Below are 15,000 nucleotides of genomic sequence, written 5' to 3' on the forward strand. Positions count from 1 at the left end.
ACCGGCAGTTAGACCCCGTCCATGAGCAATCCGGCGCGGTGCGCGGCGTCCACGGCAAGCGTGCCCAAGGCCGGGATGTCGGGCAAGGGTGCCGGCGGTGGATGAGCGGTTCGGTCAACATCGGCCGCAGACCGACCAGTTCGAGGTCGACCGGCTCGGGGAGGGGGGCCGTACGCTTCGTGGAGTAGGCCGGATGGCAGCGGGGCGGGGCGCGGGCGTCGCAGAGGCGGCGGAGGCGGGCGTTGGAAGTGCGGCGCCCCGGGGCCCGGTGAGCGCGCAGGCGTTTCCTCACATGATGGTGGGCACGGCCGCGCAGAGTGAACAGCGGGGCGGGCGTGGTACACAGACATTCAGCGAGGAGGAGGAGACGCCGCCTGCGGGTCCAGGCCCTGCCGACGCCGCCGAACGCGCCGCCAACCACCTGCGTGCCAAGGGCCTGGCCCCATGACGGTCGTAACGGATCCAGGCCCTCGGCCCGTTTCAGCGGCCCGTGAAGTACGGTCCTACTTCACGCGCTTGAACCAGGTGATCGGGCTGGTGGTGTCGCGCGACTGGACATAGACACGGGTGGGAACGGCCACCATCCGCTGCTGGGTGTCGTTGTTCGCCCGGTAGACGATGTAGCCGGTGTAGTACGCGCCGTTTCCCCGGGGCTCCAGCCAGCCCTGCTGTTTGCCCTCGGGCACAATCATCTCGACGTCGGTTTCCATTGTGTTCTGCAGCCTTTTGGTGGACGTGGCTGCGTAGCTGTAGGTGAGACTCGCCTCCGCCGGAATGTCACTCTTCCCGTCGCCGATCTTGGGTGTGATCTTGCCGCCCACCGACCAGCCCTCCGTCTCGCTCTTTTCGCCGGTGACGGAACTGGAGATCTTGTAGGTCAGCTTCCCACCGCCGGCCAGGCCGTTCCCGGCCTGTCCCTTGACCGGGTATTTCTCGGTGAGCCTGCCGACGAAGGCGCATGGCGGCTTCTGGCCCGCGCGATCCTTGCCCAGGCCCCTCGCGTCCGCATGCCGGCCTCTTCCCCTTGCGCTGCAGAGGCGACGGTTTTGCAGCGGGCAGTGGTGCGGTCGTCGTCGAGTCGACGGAGCGCACGGCGCCTCGGCCGGCTCTTCGGGAGGGCGCGAGATCTCATGGGCGCCCTCGGACGGTCAGGCAGCACTCGGCCGGTCCCTCGACCTTGATCCGAACACCCCCAACGTCACCTGCCGACTCGCGGAGTCGATCTCAGGAACAATGAGATCGTGGTCCTGGATCGGCATGGTCGGATCGAGAACGAAGACGGCGGCATCACCGAGGAGTACCACGGTCACGTCCAGTCGAACCATCCATCCTCAAGCGTGGCAGAGAGTCACCTCGACCAGCTGAAGAGGGCTGGAATGATCAACAACCTCAAGAAGCAGCGAGTGCTGCCGCCACCTTGTGAATGATCAGCATGGAGAGAGGAACCGATGTGCCGCAGGAGCTGGACTGGGAGACCGGTGACGGTTTGATCGGTATCCGTGATCCGGCTGAGGTCGACGCGGCATTCGACCGGGGCGAGAGGTACGTGGGTACAGCCGTTGTCGGGCTGGTGCTGAACTCCGATGACGTCGCTGTGGTAGCACCACGGGTACTACGCGCCTTGCGCTCATCGGATGCCACAGTGCGCAGCCTAGGCTTCGTGGCCACAGGCGACATGGCCCGGCTGCTCGGCACCCTCACCCCGGAAATCTATGCGGAACTACGCACTGAAGGACTCGGTGGCGTAGCCGACACGGCCATCAAGGACGCGATGACCTTCGTTCCTTTCTGGGAGTTGCCATGGTGGCTGCGAGGGATGTGCCTGCGGCTGCGCCTCCGCAACCGGATTGAAGGGCGCCTCCTGGCACTTGAAGATCTCGCCGAGCGGGCGACGGACGCTGTAAAGGCGGTATTTGGGAAGAAGAACCTTTGAACGAGCCCTGCCCGTGAGCCGGGAGCAACGTGGTGCGGGTCCAGTAGCGCGGAGATGCCGGCCGCGATCACACAGATGCGGCCGTCCCCACGCCTTCGTGCCCTGCAGGTGGTTGTGCTTGTGGCGACGTGGGACCACAACCAAATTCACTTTCGTCATGCGTACGTTTCCGGTTCGTGTCGGTCGCTCTGCGGACGTTCGAGGGTTCGCTGGCCTTCTCCTTGGCCTCGATTTCCCTTGCGGCAGCCGCAACTCTCCCTGCATCACCGGCATGTGCGTAGGTCTCAAGTCCCCCCACCGACCTCAACCCACCGCTCAGCGACGACCCTCACTCCCCCGACTCGCCCCTCACCCCGGCACCATCAGCCGTGCCCTCCAGACAGGCGCCTCCAACCGATTCGATGACCATGCAGGCCCACCGTTTTCCTCAGAACTTCGCAGGTCACTGGTTCTCTGTTGCCGGCGTTTCACATGTTCGGCGAAAGCCAGTGGGTGATCTCGTCGGCCCACAAGTTCGCGGCGTGGACCGCTGCAAGGGACAAGGCGAGCGGGAGGGCCAGCGCATAAGCCCCCATGGGGTACAGCCGTCTTCCTTGTGCGGCGGATTCACGCCTTCACTCCGTTCGTGAGAACGGACAGATAGGACGGGGGTATTCGAGGTGGACACAGAGCAAGCCCGCATCCACCGGAGGCGGGCCGACAGCGGCCCGGTGTTCAGGCGCCGCCGCGAGCATCGCAGTTGGCGGCTTACCGCCGATGGCCTGGACCACGAAACAGCGTTGGCGATGCTCCACAAACGGCGCCCTTCGATCGGTGCCTGGCCGGGCTGCCGTGTCGGATCGAACGGCTCAATAAGAAGTCCTATGCGCGATTCGGTCGTGGCATGTCACCCGCGCAGGACCAGCCACTCCTGGAGTTCGACGAGGTTTCCCGCTGGATCCACGAGGTGGGCGACGCGCATACGGTCCGTCATAGGGGCCGGACCATGGACGAGTACAGCTCCTCGCGCGATGATCTCCTCGCAGTAGCGGTCCAGGTCGTCAACCCGCAGGGCGACAAGGGACCGGTAGCCGGTCGGCTCGGCGGCGAGTTCGCCCAGCACCTTGGTCATCTGTGTGCGGTCCTGCAAGGCGATGCCCGCGGTACCACCGTCGGGTGTGAATTTCGCGTACGGGCCGTCCTCCGCATCGAACTGCGGCTTCAGCCCGAGTACATCCCGGTAGAAGCGGTAGCAGCTGGGGAAGTCCGCAACGAGAAGGCGGACCTGGGCAAGTTCCATGGATATCCCCTTGGGAGAGCGGCAACGCGAGCATGGGCCCCAACAACATGACGAGGGCATCCAAGGTCAGATTGTGACGACCGACTGGACACCCTCATCACCGCACTTTACGTGAAGATCGACGACGAGTTGGGGGGAACGCAATGGCTGGGCAGGTCTGCGCTGCTGGTTTTCCAGCCGAGCCGACGTAGCCCCACACGTCAAGCCCGCCGTCCGTCCCGCCGTGGGGAGTTGTCGGAGGCATCAGTCGTTCTCGGCGAATAAGTCCGAAGCCAGTGGCTCAGGAACGATCACCGAGGCTGGCGGCAACGGCGGTCGGTCGGCCCATGGCATAGGCCACGCTGGGCCCATGCCCCGCACCCCAGGGGCGAACACGCGGCAGGAGGAGGCTCAGGCGGCTTCTACGACGCACCCCAACGGCAACACCTCGGCCCCTGACGCCATCGGCATTGCGGCGGACGCCCGGCCCGCAGAATCGCAGTCGCCCTGAGCACCGTCCTCCTGGCGCTGGTCGGCACCGTTGTCGGCAGCACGGCCTCGGCTGCGGAGCACCGCGCCTTGGTACCTGCAGGCGACTACTGCGGCACGATGAACCCGCTCTACGGCACGGGCAGGTACTCCACCTACGCCGCGGCGCAGGTGTGCCTGGACCTCGACTGCAACGGCAATCAGGTCGCGGTGAACAGCACGCGCCAAATATGCTGGACCGATGACGTCGATCAAGAAGTTCCAAGTCACCTTCGACTGCGCAGAACCCGAGCGCCTCGCTCGTTTCTGGTGCGAGGTGTTGGGGTACGTCGTGCCGCCGCCCCCGGCGGGGTTTGCCACTTGGGACGACTACAAGCGCTCGCAGCCACCTGAGCAGCGGGATTCATGGTTCGCCTGCAGTGATCCCTCAGGTGTGGGCCCGCGACTGTACTTCCAGCGCGTCCCCGAAGGGAAGGCCGCCAAGAACCGGCTGCATCTTGATGTGCGGGTCGGCACCGGACTCGTGGGTAGCGAGCGCCTCGCCGCACTTGAGGCCGAATGCGCACGACTGGTCCCGCTCGGCGCGGTGCACGTGCAAACGCTGTATGACGGCAATGATTCGTGCATCCCGATGCAGGACATCGAGGGCAACGAGTTCTGTATCGACTGAGGAGCCGCAAACGTGTCCTCGTTCTGTCCCCATGGGCCCGCGCAGACGCTCCACTGCGGGACGGCTTCCCGAACCACCTCAACCACCGCCGCGCCGCCCAGGACCGGCACGTCGAACCCGTCCGCGACGACTCCGGCCTGACCGTCGACGGCAGCCTCCCTGCCGACGACCTCGCTCAGTAGGTCCGGTCAGCGATCGTAGTCAAAGAACTCATCCACGATTCTCGACGGTTGCCCTCGCCACGTCCGCACGTCCGCCGCCGCCATGCGTGGGCACGGCTTCCCGTGGGGTGAGTGCCCAGCTGGGAGGCTCCGTGACCGGCGCTCCCCCTCACGCGACGCGGCGCCCCGTCACGGCCGTGCGGTGGTGACGGGGCGCCTTCCCGGCGTCGGCGTCGTGCGTACGCCGCCGGCGATCGCGGTTCAGGCAGCAGGTGGGGCGGTGAAGGGGGCGCTCCAGGTCTGGTTGGGCTGGTATGTGCCGCACTGGTAGGTGGTCACCTTGGCCGAACGGTCGTCCAGCGCACCGCCGTTGATGTCCACGCACGCACCCGTGGCCTGCCGGAGTTCGCCGGAGCGGTGGTAGGTCCAGCGTTGGTGCGGATCGCTGCCGTCGCAGACCGCCAGCCGCAGGCCGGTCGGGTCGCCCGTCACGCACAGGCCGTCGCCCTGAAGGCTGGAGATCAGCCCGCTGCCGCGCAGCCGCCACTGCTGGTTGGCGCCGCCGGTACAGTCCCACAGGGCGACCTCGGCGCCCTTCGTCGCGCCGTGGTGCGCGTCCAGGCAGAACGGTGTCTTCTGGAAGTTGCTCTGCGCGGACTGGATCTGCCCGACCGCGTCCGCCGCCCCGCCGCAACTGCCGGGCGCCACCGTGAACATGGCGTTGTCGTGGCCGCGGATCGTGGTGCTGATCGAGTCGGTGACCCGGGAGCCTTGGTGGGTCCACAGGTTGCGGGCGGTGCGGGTGCAGCTGAGGTTGCCGAAGCCGAGCCGGGCCAGGTCGAGTTTGTACTGCACCGACGAGGAGTTCTTGTTGAGGACGGTCACCGCACGGCTGCCGTCGGCGAGCGGCTTGACCACGACGTCGATCCCGGCCGTGGCGGAGGCGTTGTCGCGGGAGGCGAGGTAGCCGCCGGCACCCAGCGGATCCTGGTCGACGGCGATGATGTCCTTGTTCTTCAGAACGGCGAGCTGCTCCTGGTAGTCCTCCGGGTGCGCCGCCATCTTCCGTACGTCGGTGCTGATCATCAGCGGCGATCCCATGGCCGACCACAGCGCGAACTGGCTGCGCTGCTCGGGCAGCGTGAGCTGCTTGTTGTCGCCGATCAGCAGCATGTCGGCATCGTTGTGGTTGCCGACGCCGTTGTACCGGGCCAGCGCCACGGTGTCCGTGAAGTTCTGGTAGACGCCGCCCTGGTAGGCCGACTCGGCGCTCGGGTCGTTCCAGGCGGCCTTGGGCCACACCGTGATGTCCGGGCTGACCCGCCACATCTGCCCGAGCCCGCGCACCCAGTCCATGGTCTTGTACTTGACCGACTCGGCACCCGAAGCGGCGGCCGGCGCCGACTCGTTGAAGAGGATCTTGCGGTCCTTGCCGGCGGTGGCGGTGTTCAGCGCCTTGGCCATGGTGGTGAAGATCTGCTGCCGGTCGCTCCACGTCGTACCGCAGTTGTCCAGCTTGAGCGAGTCGATGCCCCAGTACGCGAGCGAGCGGGCGTCGTTGTCCTCGTGGCCCTTGACGCCGCCGGGCACGCCCTGGCAGGTCTTCTCACCGGAGGTGCTGTAGAGCCCGGCCTCCATGCCGAGGGCGTGCAGGCGGTCGGCGTAGCCGGTGAGTTCCCAGTCGAAGCCGGGCTGACTGCTGCCGCCCCAGTGCGCGGCGCCGTGCAGGTATCCGGCCGAGGTGCGCTGCATCCAGCAGTCGTCGACGGTCAGGTTCTTGTACCCGGCGGCGACCAGACCGGTGGCCTTCATCGCCTTGGCCTGGTCCTCCATGAAGTTCTGGAACGAGTAGCCGGCCCGGGTCCCGTCCAGCCGGGCCTGCGCCGCGCACGTGAACCGCGCCCAGTTGTTGAAGCCCATCATCGGTTTCTGCCCGATGGGGGTGTCGGTGTTGGCGGCACCGCTGTCTGCGGGCGCCCGGCCGGCGGCCGTTCCGGCCAGGGCGGTCGTTCCGGTCCCCCCTAACCCAGCCAGCACCACCGCGGTGCACAGCCCGGTGATCAATCGGCGTCGTGTCATCCTTGCCTCCCCTTCCTCCCGAATTGCCCCCCGTGGATGAGTGAAGCTGCTTGGTACATTGCATTTCCACTCAGAATTTTTCAGAAGGTTCCAGGTGGGCAACCTGTCCGTCAAGAGGTTCGGGTGAGGTGAATTTTCCAGTCGCACCGGGAAGCAACCGACCCACACCGGATCGACCCCGCCTCGGGGCCGAACAGGGACCGGCTCCACATCCGTTGGCAGAAGCACGAGGGCCCTCGCGGAGAGCTTTCCCAGGCCGCTCGCATTCGCATGCCGACCTCTTCCACTTTCACTGCAGAGGCGACGGGTTTCGCAGAGGCCAGTGGTGCGGTCGTCGCCGAGTCGACGGGGGATCACCACCCCGTACCCGTGACCTGGCAACGGTCGCCCTCCCGAGCGGCACCGACAACCCTTTCCCAGCTTTCGGTGGTTGAGGCCGAGATCCGGACCATGCACGGATCAACGCGCCCTCCACGGCAGCCCCGTCCGCCGTTTCGGCAGCTCAGCGCCACCACGAGCGCTGTACCACCAGCAGACCAAGAACCTGCTGACGAGCTGATCACCGTGGAAGCGCAGCTCGCCCGCCGCTGCCTCCACCGCCTGAACCGACACCCCGCAGCAGCGCCTCCACCACCGCCGGAGCCCGCCAGCTCCACCGACCGACCGCTCCCACCCACGCCGCCGCCTACGCAGCGACCGTAAAAGGCAGGAGTCCGGATGCCGTTGAGCGCGCGACGCCTGTCTGCGCCACGTCATGGAGAACTGGACCGGCATGAGACCGCGGCGCCGTGCGCAGCACACAGCGGGCAACGGACGTTGAGGGAAACCGGGCATGTTGCGCGGCATCCGCGAAAGCTCCATCGGAGGGGCCGGGAAGCCGGCGGGGGAAGAGGTGATGGAGCGCGCGGGTGTGGTGGCCATCCCCACCTCGGCCCGTGACTGACCGTCCCTGACCGTGTCCCAGTCCCGGACGCCCTCGCGGATACGCGCGAACCGACGCCGAGCTTCGGAGATCGCTGGGGCCCGCTGGCCCGTTGGGGTGGAGTGTCTGGGCCCGCGTCGGCCAGTCGATGCCCTGAACTGCCGAGGGTGCGCGGGGGCTCCCCGACGGCCGCAGGTTCGGGACAGCCGTCAGTCCGGCGCGTCGCCTGATGCCTGCGACATATTCCGATAGCCTCCTATTACTGTACGAAGTCGCTTTATCACGGATTGTACCGTTCGACCATCGGAGGAGAAATGCGCAAGCTTCAGAAGGCCACCGTCGTGGCTGTCGTCCTCGGCAGCTTCGGCTTCCTCGGCGCCGGCACCGCGTACGCCCACGGCGAGAAGGAAGGCGGGAGGGGCGGCACCGACTTCGAGATCAGGCAGGGCAGCCAGTGTCGGTCGCACGACCTGAACGTCGACGTCCTCGGCGAGGTCGGGATCCTCAACGGCGTGCTCGGCAACGCGCTCGGCGGCGAGGGCTCCCCGGGTGCGCAGAGCACCAGGGTGGGCTCGTCCGTGGGCTGCGACAACAGCGCCGTCATGGGTGGCGGCGACGACAGAAGCGGAGGTTCGGGGGGCAGGGAAGGCAAGGGAGGCAGGGGCGGCGGCGAAGACTAGGCCGGAGGCTCGGAGAGCAGGGAAGGTAAGGAGTGCGGGGAAGGCCCGGTACATGCGATAGGCGGGGCGGCGGGGAATGACACCGGGGCCCGGCGTTCGCGCCACAGTCCGGGCCGGGACCCTTTCGGCCTCTTCAAGGCCAGGTCTCGGGACTCCGCTCGACCCGCACTCGGAACGAATGGCCGCCGGCCGGGCTTCTCGGGGAAGCCCCGCCGGTGGCCGGTCATGACGCTGCTTGGGCCCGGCTCCGGCCGCCTGGTGCCTGGCGCCAGTCTCCGCCACATCGCTGGTGCAGCGCCGATTCCCGGCTGGTTTGCCACTTCGGGGAGAGTTCTTCGAGCAACTCGCCGAAGTGTGCGGGCAAGACCCCGGACGGGGCAGGATGAGAACAGGCCGCACGGGCCCTGGTAAGCCTCGCAACTCACGAACCCGTGGGTCCCTTTTCACGTCACGGGCCGATCGCGACCACCGCCACCCACAAGACCACTACGACCGTGCCGGCCAGACCAGCGCCCGCGCGACGATGACGCTTTCACCGTTGAAGGTGACAGCGGGACCTTCGTGGAGTTCGTCACCAAGACCCGTCGCTTCGCTCACTCGCTGGCAGAACGAGGCGTCGTCCGGTCCGGTCAGGATTCGATAGACAGGCATCCGTCTGGTGGTGTGCTCATGCGGAGAAGCATCCCAGACACACCTGCCCGCCGAGCCGGCATCTCCCAAAGCCAGTCGCGCCCAAGGTCGTTACACTCCGCCGCCGGCGCTGTCGCCTGCCGCACCTGCCACGGCGGTGTGCCCGGACTGATCCCACCGCTTCAGCGCACTCCAGTGGCCGCTGGCCGCCTCGAAGACCAGATGGGCCCCCTCGAAGACCTCCTTGGAGTTCGCGGGGTGCTCGTGGCCGAAGCGCTCGGGACACAGATCCACCTGCAACAGTCCATCGAAGTGGGTGAATTGCGGGGCAGCGAAAAGCACGCAGGAGGTCCCGGCGATCTCGTCGATACGAAGTTGTCGCACGTCATGGAGATCCAGGCACACCGGCTCCCAGCGGTAGCCGTCGCTCACGACTCTGGCATCGATCACGAGCCTGGCGGCCCGTGGCGATCTCTGCGGACCGTATTCCTGGTCAAGGATAATGCGCCGGAGACAGGAGTCGCCGAACTCGTAGCGTGTCAGCAAGGACGCGATCCCGTCCTCGTTCAACGGGTACGGTCCGAGCTCTCGCATCGGAAGCGGCGTTCGGTGATCCACCGTTCTCCCCTCGTCGTCGATGCCGCAAGTCTTCGGCACGGACTCCATCCTGCCGGGAACGACATCGGCACGCCGTGATCGTTTGTCGTGAAGGGTGGGCAGCGGACGCGATCAACGCCCTCGGAGTTTGAGGGACACCACGATGAGATCGCGCAGTTGTTTCGGCGCTCCCTCGTGCTCGCCCGCAGCGATTTCGGAGAGCGTGCCGAACGAGCCGGGGTAGAGCAGGACCGGCAGACCGCTGTCTTTGAGGCAGCAGAACACGGCGAACTCTTCGAGGAAGTAGTCCAAGGACATCCGGACACGTCGTTCCAGTTCCGCTTCCGGGGCACCGCCCGAGTTCTTGCCGTGGTAGCGGCGACCGAACGACTCCAGGGAGGTGCGGAACGTGACGTCCTGACGGAACCAGTCTCGGAGAATCCGGTGATAGGCGTGGTAACTATCCCACGCCTGCACCTCGCTGCAGTTGATGAAGGTGAAGTCCGTACGCTCCTGGAACTCATGAAAAACGTGAGCCTGCTCGTCGATGAATTCACGTCCCAGGCGCAGTGCCTCGGCCAAAGCTTCCGGCGGGCGCAGGCCGCGGGTGGACTCCAGGGTGATTCGGTGGATGCTGTCACCGACGAGCACGGTGCACTTCGGGAATTTCCCGGATATCCATTGAGCCATGCTACGCACCTTGGCCGGGCGGAAGTTGCTGTTCTCCAGACTGATGCCCAGGAAGCAATTGCCGTGCTCTTCGAAACTCGTCAGGCTGGAGATCGGCGCGACGAACGAGACATCGGTCTGGTAGCGCCTTCTCCGCGAGGTCGAAGAGGTCTGCTGCGGAACGGACAGCGGAACGGCCAGAGGGGCTGTTGCTTCGGACGGCATCTCACCAACCGGTTCGTGGGGTAGGCAGGCGACACAAGCCGCGTTGAGGTCACACTGCAGCACGCCCCGCAATGGCCGTACGAATGTTCCCTTGATGACTAGCGGCACCCACCGTACGGTCGATCGATCGACTCGACAAAGAAGGTTTTGAGCCAGTCGATCATGTAGTGCTGAGCACATCGCCTCGGCCTTCCATCCAGCCGACGTCGCCCGCCGAATCACCAGTTCCGAGAGGGACTCCAAGAGTCCGAGGCCGGCTGCGTCCACTCCTCCGGCGCCACTCACCGGTGGCTGAAAAGTGCCGCACGATGGTGAATCGGTGGTGCGGAGAGCCGCTTGCGGCGGTCCTATGGCCGACGCTCTCCGGCACCTCCTGGGGTGCCCCAGGAGGTGCCGGAAGTGGGCCTTGGCGGCTGGCGAACCGTGGGCGTCAGGCCACGGCGGGTGTGTAGTGGTCGGCGTCACCGCCTTCGATGGCGCGGCTGGCGGTGCCGTCGATGCCCACCGGAGCGTCCCCGGCGACGGTCACCCGGTGCAGCAGGCGCGGCAGGTCGCCGTAGTCGTCCGGGGCGTAGTGCTGGGTGATGCGATTGTCGAACAGGACGAGGTCACCCGGCGTCCAGGCCACCCGGACGATGTTCTCCGGCCGCGTCACATACGACTGGAGGATGCGCAGCACATCCCGGGACTCGGAGGGACCCAGGCCCTCGATGGTCTGCGCGAAGCCGCCGATGAACAGGCCCCGCTCCCCCGTCTCGGGGTGCACGCGTACGACGGGGTGGGCGGTGCGGTACTTACGCGACACGAACTGCTTGCGGTGCTCGGCCGCCTTGTCGTTCTTGGGGGCGGCGTAGTCGTAGTCGTTGGTATGCACCGCCCACAGCTTGTCCGCCAGCTCACGCAGTGGCTCGGGCAGGTCCTGGTAGGCCGCGGCCGAGTTGGCGATCAGTGTGTTGCCGCCATAGGGCGGGACGACGATGCTGCGCAGGGTCGACGCCTTCGGGGGTGTGCGGACGAAGGTGACGTCGGTGTGCCAGTGGTTGGCGCGGATGCCCTCGTCGCCGTCGACGGGCAGGATGTTGGGCTGCCCGTCCACGGACGGCACGGTGGGGTGGGCGGTGGTGAGTTCGCCGAAGAGGGAGGCGAAGCGCAGCTGGACCGCGTCGTCGAGCTGCTGGCCGCGGAAGACCAGCGCCTTGTGTTCCAGCAGAGCCGCGTTGATCTCGGCGACGAGCGCCGGTTCGAGTCCGGCGGAGAGGTCGACGCCGACGATCTCGGCGCCGATGCGCCCGCCGATCCGGCGGATGTCGAAGCCTGTGCTGGTGCTCATGTGCGTGTTCCCTTCAGGGGTTTCGGCTGTGTCGGGAGGTGATGGGCAGGGAAGTTCCGTTGGAGCTGGGCGGGTTGAGGGCTGGACTTACGGCCAGCCGGGCGACGCGCGGCGGGTCAGCGCCGCCCAGGGCGGCGACGGGGCCACCGCTCACCACCAGGACGTCGGCGGTGAGATCGAGTCCGGTCATGCCGGCTGATCCTCGGTGACGGAGCGGGCGAGCCGGCCTGCGAGGCGGGGCAGACCGTAGTGCTCGCGCAGGGTGCGTCCGGTGTACTCGGTGCGGAACAGGCCACGTTCCTGGAGGAGCGGCACGACGTGGTCGACGAAGTCCTCCAGGCCGCCCGGCAGATGCGGCGGCATGACGTTGAAACCGTCTGCGGCTCCCTGGGTGAACCACTCTTCGAGCTGGTCGGCGGTCTGCTCCGGTGTCCCGGCGAAGACCCGGTGGCCGCGTCCGCCGCCGAGGCGCGCGATGAGCTCGCGCAGGGTCAGCCCGTCGCGCCTGGCCAGTTCGGCGACCAGCGTGAAGCGGCTCTTGTTGCCGTTGATGTCCCGCTCCTCGGGCAGCGCGGGCAGCGGACCGTCCAGCGGCAGCCCGGTCAGATCGGTGCCGAGCATCGCCGACAACTGGGCGAGTCCGTACTCCGGCACCTGGAGGTCGGTCAGCTCCTGCTCCAGGGCGCGGGCCTCTGCCTCCGTCGAGCCGATGACCGGGCAGATCCCGGGCAGGATCTTCAGGTCGTCCTCCGAACGCCCGTAGCGGGCGAGGCGGTTCTTCACGTCCTTGTAGAAGGACTGCCCGTCGGCCAGGGTCTGCTGTGCGGTGAAGACGGCCTCGGCGTACCGGGCGGCGAACTCCTTGCCGTCCTCCGACGAACCGGCCTGCACCAGCAGCGGGTAACCCTGCGGGCTGCGCGGCACGTTCAGCGGGCCCTGTACGGCGAAGTGCTCCCCCCGGTGGCCGATGGGCTGCACCTTGTCGGTGTCCGCGTAGATCCCGCGCACGCGGTCGAGCAGGACCGCATCGTCCTCCCAGCTGTCCCAGAGCCTGGTGGCGACTTCCACGAACTCGCGCGCCCGGTCGTAGCGCAGGCGGTGTTCGAGGTGTTCGTCCTGACCGAAGTTGCGGGCCTCGTCGACCGTACCGGAGGTGACGATGTTCCAACCGGCGCGCCCACCGCTGATGTGGTCGAGGGAGGCGAACTTCCGGGCGGTGTGGAAGGGTTCGTTGAAGGTGGTGGAGACGGTGGCGATCAGGCCGATGCGCTCGGTCACCGTCGCCAGGGCGGACAGCAGCGTGAGCGGTTCGAAACCGCCGAGCGCGTTGTGTTTGACCTTGCCCCACAGGGCCAGGCCGTCGGCGAGGAAGATCGAGTCGAGCTTGCCGCGTTCGGCGGTCTGCGCAAGGTACTGGAAGTAGCGCCGGTCGGTGACGCGTTCGGGCTGGGTACGCGGATGGCGCCAGGCGGCGTCGTGGTGGCCGGCGTTCATCAGGAAGGCGTTGAGATGAAGACGGCGGGGAGTGGCTGCGGGCATGGAAAGCTCCTCCGGGTTCCTTGTGCAGGGGCGGATAGGGACGTCAGCTCGTCGCGGGGACGCGCCACGAGCTGAGCCGCTTCTCCACGGCCACCAGCATTTGGTTGAAGGCCACGCCGATGACGGAGATGGTGACGATGCCCGCGTACATCTGTGGGATGGCGAAGTTGTACTGGGACGCGTTGATCAGATAGCCGAGTCCGGCCTTCGCGCCGATCATCTCGGCGGCGACCAGGACGACGATCGAGACCGCCCCGGCCAGCCGGATTCCGGTGAAGATCGTCGGCACCGAGGCCGGCAGGATCACCTTCTGGAACAGCCGCGGGGCGGACAGGTCCATGGACTTCGCCAGCCTGAGCAGGGTGGGATCGACGGTGCGTACCGCGCTGATGGTGTTGAACAGGATCGGCCACGCGCACGCATACACCACGATGGAGATCTTCGACGTCTCACCGATCCCGAGGAGCAGTACGAACACCGGCAGCAGGGCCAGGGCGGCGGTGTTGAGGAAGACCTGCAGCAACGGATTGAGGAGATCGGCGACGGGCCGGTACCAGCCGATGAGCAGGCCCAGCGGTACGGACACGGCGACGGCTATGCCGAATCCGCTGAACGAACGCACCAGGCTCGCTTCCGCGTTGTCGGCGAGCTGGCCGTTGGCCACCAGCGCCCACCATGCCTGGGCGACCTCGCTGAACGGTGGCAGGAAGGTCCGGTCCACCAGGCCGAAGCGGGGCGCCAGCTCCCACGCGAGCAGCAGGACGACGATCGCCGCCGACTTGGTGGCGCCGGTCAGGACCACGCGCAGGATACGGGGCAGCACGGAAGGGCGGCGCAGTCTGGGCCTGCTCGGCACGGTCGGCGGGACGGCCGCGGCCTGCTCGGTGGACGCCGACGGCGTACCGGTGGTCGGCGCGGAGCGTTGCTCCTCGGTCCTGTGCCGTGTGCTCGAACCACTTGCGAGGCTCATACGGAGACCTCCTCCTTCTCCAGCAGTTGCGTCCTGGTCACCTCGTCGTGCAGAAGCGTCCAGATCTCGTGTCGGTACCGCGCGAACTCGGGGCTGGACCGTAGGTCGTCCGTCTCCGTGCGGGAGTCGAAGCCGATCGGCACGACGTGCTTGATGCGACCGGGCCTGGAGGTCATGACGGCCACCCGCTGACCCAGGTAGACGGCCTCCTCGATGCCGTGGGTGATGAAGACGACGGTCTTCCCGGTGCGCTGCCAGATGCGCAGCAGCTCGTCCTGGAGCGACTCCCTGGTCTGTGCGTCCAGTGCGGCGAACGGCTCGTCCATCAGCAGGACATCGGGGGCGTAGGCGAGGGAGCGGGCAAGGGCCACGCGTTGGCGCATACCGCCCGACAGCTCGTGCGGGTGACGGTTCTCGAAGCCGGAGAGCCCGACCAGTTCCAGGTACTCACGGGCACGCGCGACGCGCTCACGTCGTGGCACCCCGGTCGCCTCCAGGCCGAACTCGACGTTGCCCAGGGCGGTGCGCCAGGGCAGCAGGGCGTACTGCTGGAAGACGATGCCGCGGTCCAGGCCGGGTCCGGTCACCGGTTCCCCGTCCAGGAGGATCCGTCCGGCGCTCGGCCGGGCGAGCCCGCCCAGCAGGTCCAGTAGCGTGGACTTGCCGCATCCGCTGGGGCCGACCACGACGACGAACTCCCCCGCGCCGATTCGCAGGTCGACACCGTTCAGGGCGGTGAACTCGCCGTCCCCGTGCACCGAGCCGCGGCCTTGGCCCCTCCCTTTCTTGGCGGGAAAGGCCTTGTGCACCTGCTCGAACGCGATCTTGGCTGTGGTGGGTCCTGACAT

General features: G+C 67.3%; 15 protein-coding genes. 4 read left to right on the forward strand and 11 right to left on the reverse strand.

The features are described from left to right. Positions 1-503 precede the first annotated feature (503 nt). Positions 504-821 (reverse strand): hypothetical protein, encoded by a 318-nt coding sequence (locus GR130_RS22320; RefSeq protein ID WP_159506331.1) that lies wholly within the window; start codon positions 819-821, stop codon positions 504-506. A 420-nt stretch (positions 822-1,241) separates the two neighbouring features. Here GR130_RS22320 and GR130_RS22325 point away from each other — a divergent pair, with 420 nt between their 5' ends. Both GR130_RS22325 and GR130_RS22330 read left to right on the forward strand, forming a co-directional pair. Further along, positions 1,242-1,427, forward strand: a complete 186-nt coding sequence (locus tag GR130_RS22325; protein ID WP_159506332.1) for a hypothetical protein — start codon at positions 1,242-1,244, stop codon at positions 1,425-1,427. Beyond that, positions 1,424-1,933, forward strand: a complete 510-nt coding sequence (locus GR130_RS22330) for a hypothetical protein (protein WP_201304968.1) — start codon at positions 1,424-1,426, stop codon at positions 1,931-1,933. Before GR130_RS22325 ends, GR130_RS22330 begins: the two co-directional genes overlap by 4 nt. Before the next feature lie 886 nt (positions 1,934-2,819). On the opposite strand, the gene GR130_RS22335 is transcribed toward GR130_RS22330, so the two are convergent. Next, positions 2,820-3,212 carry a VOC family protein gene (locus GR130_RS22335; RefSeq protein ID WP_159506333.1) on the reverse strand — a complete coding sequence of 131 codons (393 nt, stop codon included), beginning with the start codon at positions 3,210-3,212 and terminating at the stop codon, positions 2,820-2,822. 709 nt (positions 3,213-3,921) lie between these two features. On the opposite strand from GR130_RS22335, the gene GR130_RS22340 reads away from it, so the two are divergent. Further along, entirely contained in the window at positions 3,922-4,350 is a 429-nt protein-coding gene (locus tag GR130_RS22340; RefSeq protein WP_159506334.1) for a VOC family protein, read from the forward strand. Positions 4,351-4,772: 422 nt separating this feature from the next. On the opposite strand, the gene GR130_RS22345 is transcribed toward GR130_RS22340, so the two are convergent. Then, positions 4,773-6,590 carry a ricin-type beta-trefoil lectin domain protein gene (locus GR130_RS22345; protein ID WP_159506335.1) on the reverse strand — a complete coding sequence of 606 codons (1,818 nt, stop codon included), beginning with the start codon at positions 6,588-6,590 and terminating at the stop codon, positions 4,773-4,775. Between the two features lie 1,236 nt (positions 6,591-7,826). On the opposite strand from GR130_RS22345, the gene GR130_RS22350 reads away from it, so the two are divergent. After that, positions 7,827-8,192, forward strand: a complete 366-nt coding sequence (locus GR130_RS22350) for a hypothetical protein (RefSeq protein WP_236573371.1) — start codon at positions 7,827-7,829, stop codon at positions 8,190-8,192. Positions 8,193-8,678: 486 nt separating this feature from the next. On the opposite strand, the gene GR130_RS22355 is transcribed toward GR130_RS22350, so the two are convergent. The 8 genes from GR130_RS22355 to GR130_RS22390 form a co-directional block, all read right to left on the reverse strand. Further along, the gene (locus tag GR130_RS22355) at positions 8,679-8,843 is read right to left on the reverse strand and encodes a DUF1737 domain-containing protein (RefSeq protein WP_236573373.1); all 165 of its coding nucleotides are present in this window, start codon (positions 8,841-8,843) and stop codon (positions 8,679-8,681) included. 90 nt (positions 8,844-8,933) lie between these two features. Beyond that, positions 8,934-9,479: a hypothetical protein gene (locus GR130_RS22360; RefSeq protein WP_159506336.1), complete on the reverse strand. Its 546-nt coding sequence runs from the start codon at positions 9,477-9,479 to the stop codon at positions 8,934-8,936. Between the two features lie 72 nt (positions 9,480-9,551). After that, entirely contained in the window at positions 9,552-10,421 is an 870-nt protein-coding gene (locus tag GR130_RS22365) for a tRNA-dependent cyclodipeptide synthase (RefSeq protein WP_159506337.1), read from the reverse strand. Between the two features lie 322 nt (positions 10,422-10,743). Beyond that, positions 10,744-11,643: a TauD/TfdA dioxygenase family protein gene (locus GR130_RS22370; protein WP_159506338.1), complete on the reverse strand. Its 900-nt coding sequence runs from the start codon at positions 11,641-11,643 to the stop codon at positions 10,744-10,746. 13 nt (positions 11,644-11,656) lie between these two features. Continuing rightward, on the reverse strand, positions 11,657-11,833 hold the full coding sequence (locus GR130_RS22375; RefSeq protein WP_159506339.1) for a hypothetical protein: 177 nt from the start codon (positions 11,831-11,833) through the stop codon (positions 11,657-11,659). After that, on the reverse strand, positions 11,830-13,182 hold the full coding sequence (locus GR130_RS22380; RefSeq protein WP_159506340.1) for an LLM class flavin-dependent oxidoreductase: 1,353 nt from the start codon (positions 13,180-13,182) through the stop codon (positions 11,830-11,832). Before GR130_RS22380 ends, GR130_RS22375 begins: the two co-directional genes overlap by 4 nt. Positions 13,183-13,225: 43 nt before the next feature. Continuing rightward, positions 13,226-14,152, reverse strand: coding sequence for an ABC transporter permease (locus GR130_RS22385; RefSeq protein ID WP_236573375.1), 927 nt, complete (start codon positions 14,150-14,152; stop codon positions 13,226-13,228). Further along, the gene (locus GR130_RS22390) at positions 14,149-15,000 is read right to left on the reverse strand and encodes an ABC transporter ATP-binding protein (RefSeq protein ID WP_159506341.1); all 852 of its coding nucleotides are present in this window, start codon (positions 14,998-15,000) and stop codon (positions 14,149-14,151) included. The genes GR130_RS22385 and GR130_RS22390 overlap by 4 nt, the downstream gene beginning before the upstream one ends.

This window comes from Streptomyces sp. GS7 (genome assembly GCF_009834125.1).
In the GTDB taxonomy this organism is placed as follows: Bacteria; Actinomycetota; Actinomycetes; order Streptomycetales; family Streptomycetaceae; genus Streptomyces.

Coding starts and splice junctions, on each gene's coding strand:
- GR130_RS22330 (WP_201304968.1), top strand. CDS start 1,424: ATGATCAGCATGGAGAGAGGAACCGATGTGCCGCAGGAGCTGGACTGG.
- GR130_RS22335 (WP_159506333.1), bottom strand. CDS start 3,212: ATGGAACTTGCCCAGGTCCGCCTTCTCGTTGCGGACTTCCCCAGCTGC.
- GR130_RS22340 (WP_159506334.1), top strand. CDS start 3,922: ATGACGTCGATCAAGAAGTTCCAAGTCACCTTCGACTGCGCAGAACCC.
- GR130_RS22345 (WP_159506335.1), bottom strand. CDS start 6,590: ATGACACGACGCCGATTGATCACCGGGCTGTGCACCGCGGTGGTGCTG.
- GR130_RS22350 (WP_236573371.1), top strand. CDS start 7,827: ATGCGCAAGCTTCAGAAGGCCACCGTCGTGGCTGTCGTCCTCGGCAGC.
- GR130_RS22355 (WP_236573373.1), bottom strand. CDS start 8,843: ATGCCTGTCTATCGAATCCTGACCGGACCGGACGACGCCTCGTTCTGC.
- GR130_RS22370 (WP_159506338.1), bottom strand. CDS start 11,643: ATGAGCACCAGCACAGGCTTCGACATCCGCCGGATCGGCGGGCGCATC.
- GR130_RS22375 (WP_159506339.1), bottom strand. CDS start 11,833: ATGACCGGACTCGATCTCACCGCCGACGTCCTGGTGGTGAGCGGTGGC.
- GR130_RS22380 (WP_159506340.1), bottom strand. CDS start 13,182: ATGCCCGCAGCCACTCCCCGCCGTCTTCATCTCAACGCCTTCCTGATG.
- GR130_RS22385 (WP_236573375.1), bottom strand. CDS start 14,152: ATGAGCCTCGCAAGTGGTTCGAGCACACGGCACAGGACCGAGGAGCAA.
- GR130_RS22390 (WP_159506341.1), bottom strand. CDS start 15,000: ATGTCAGGACCCACCACAGCCAAGATCGCGTTCGAGCAGGTGCACAAG.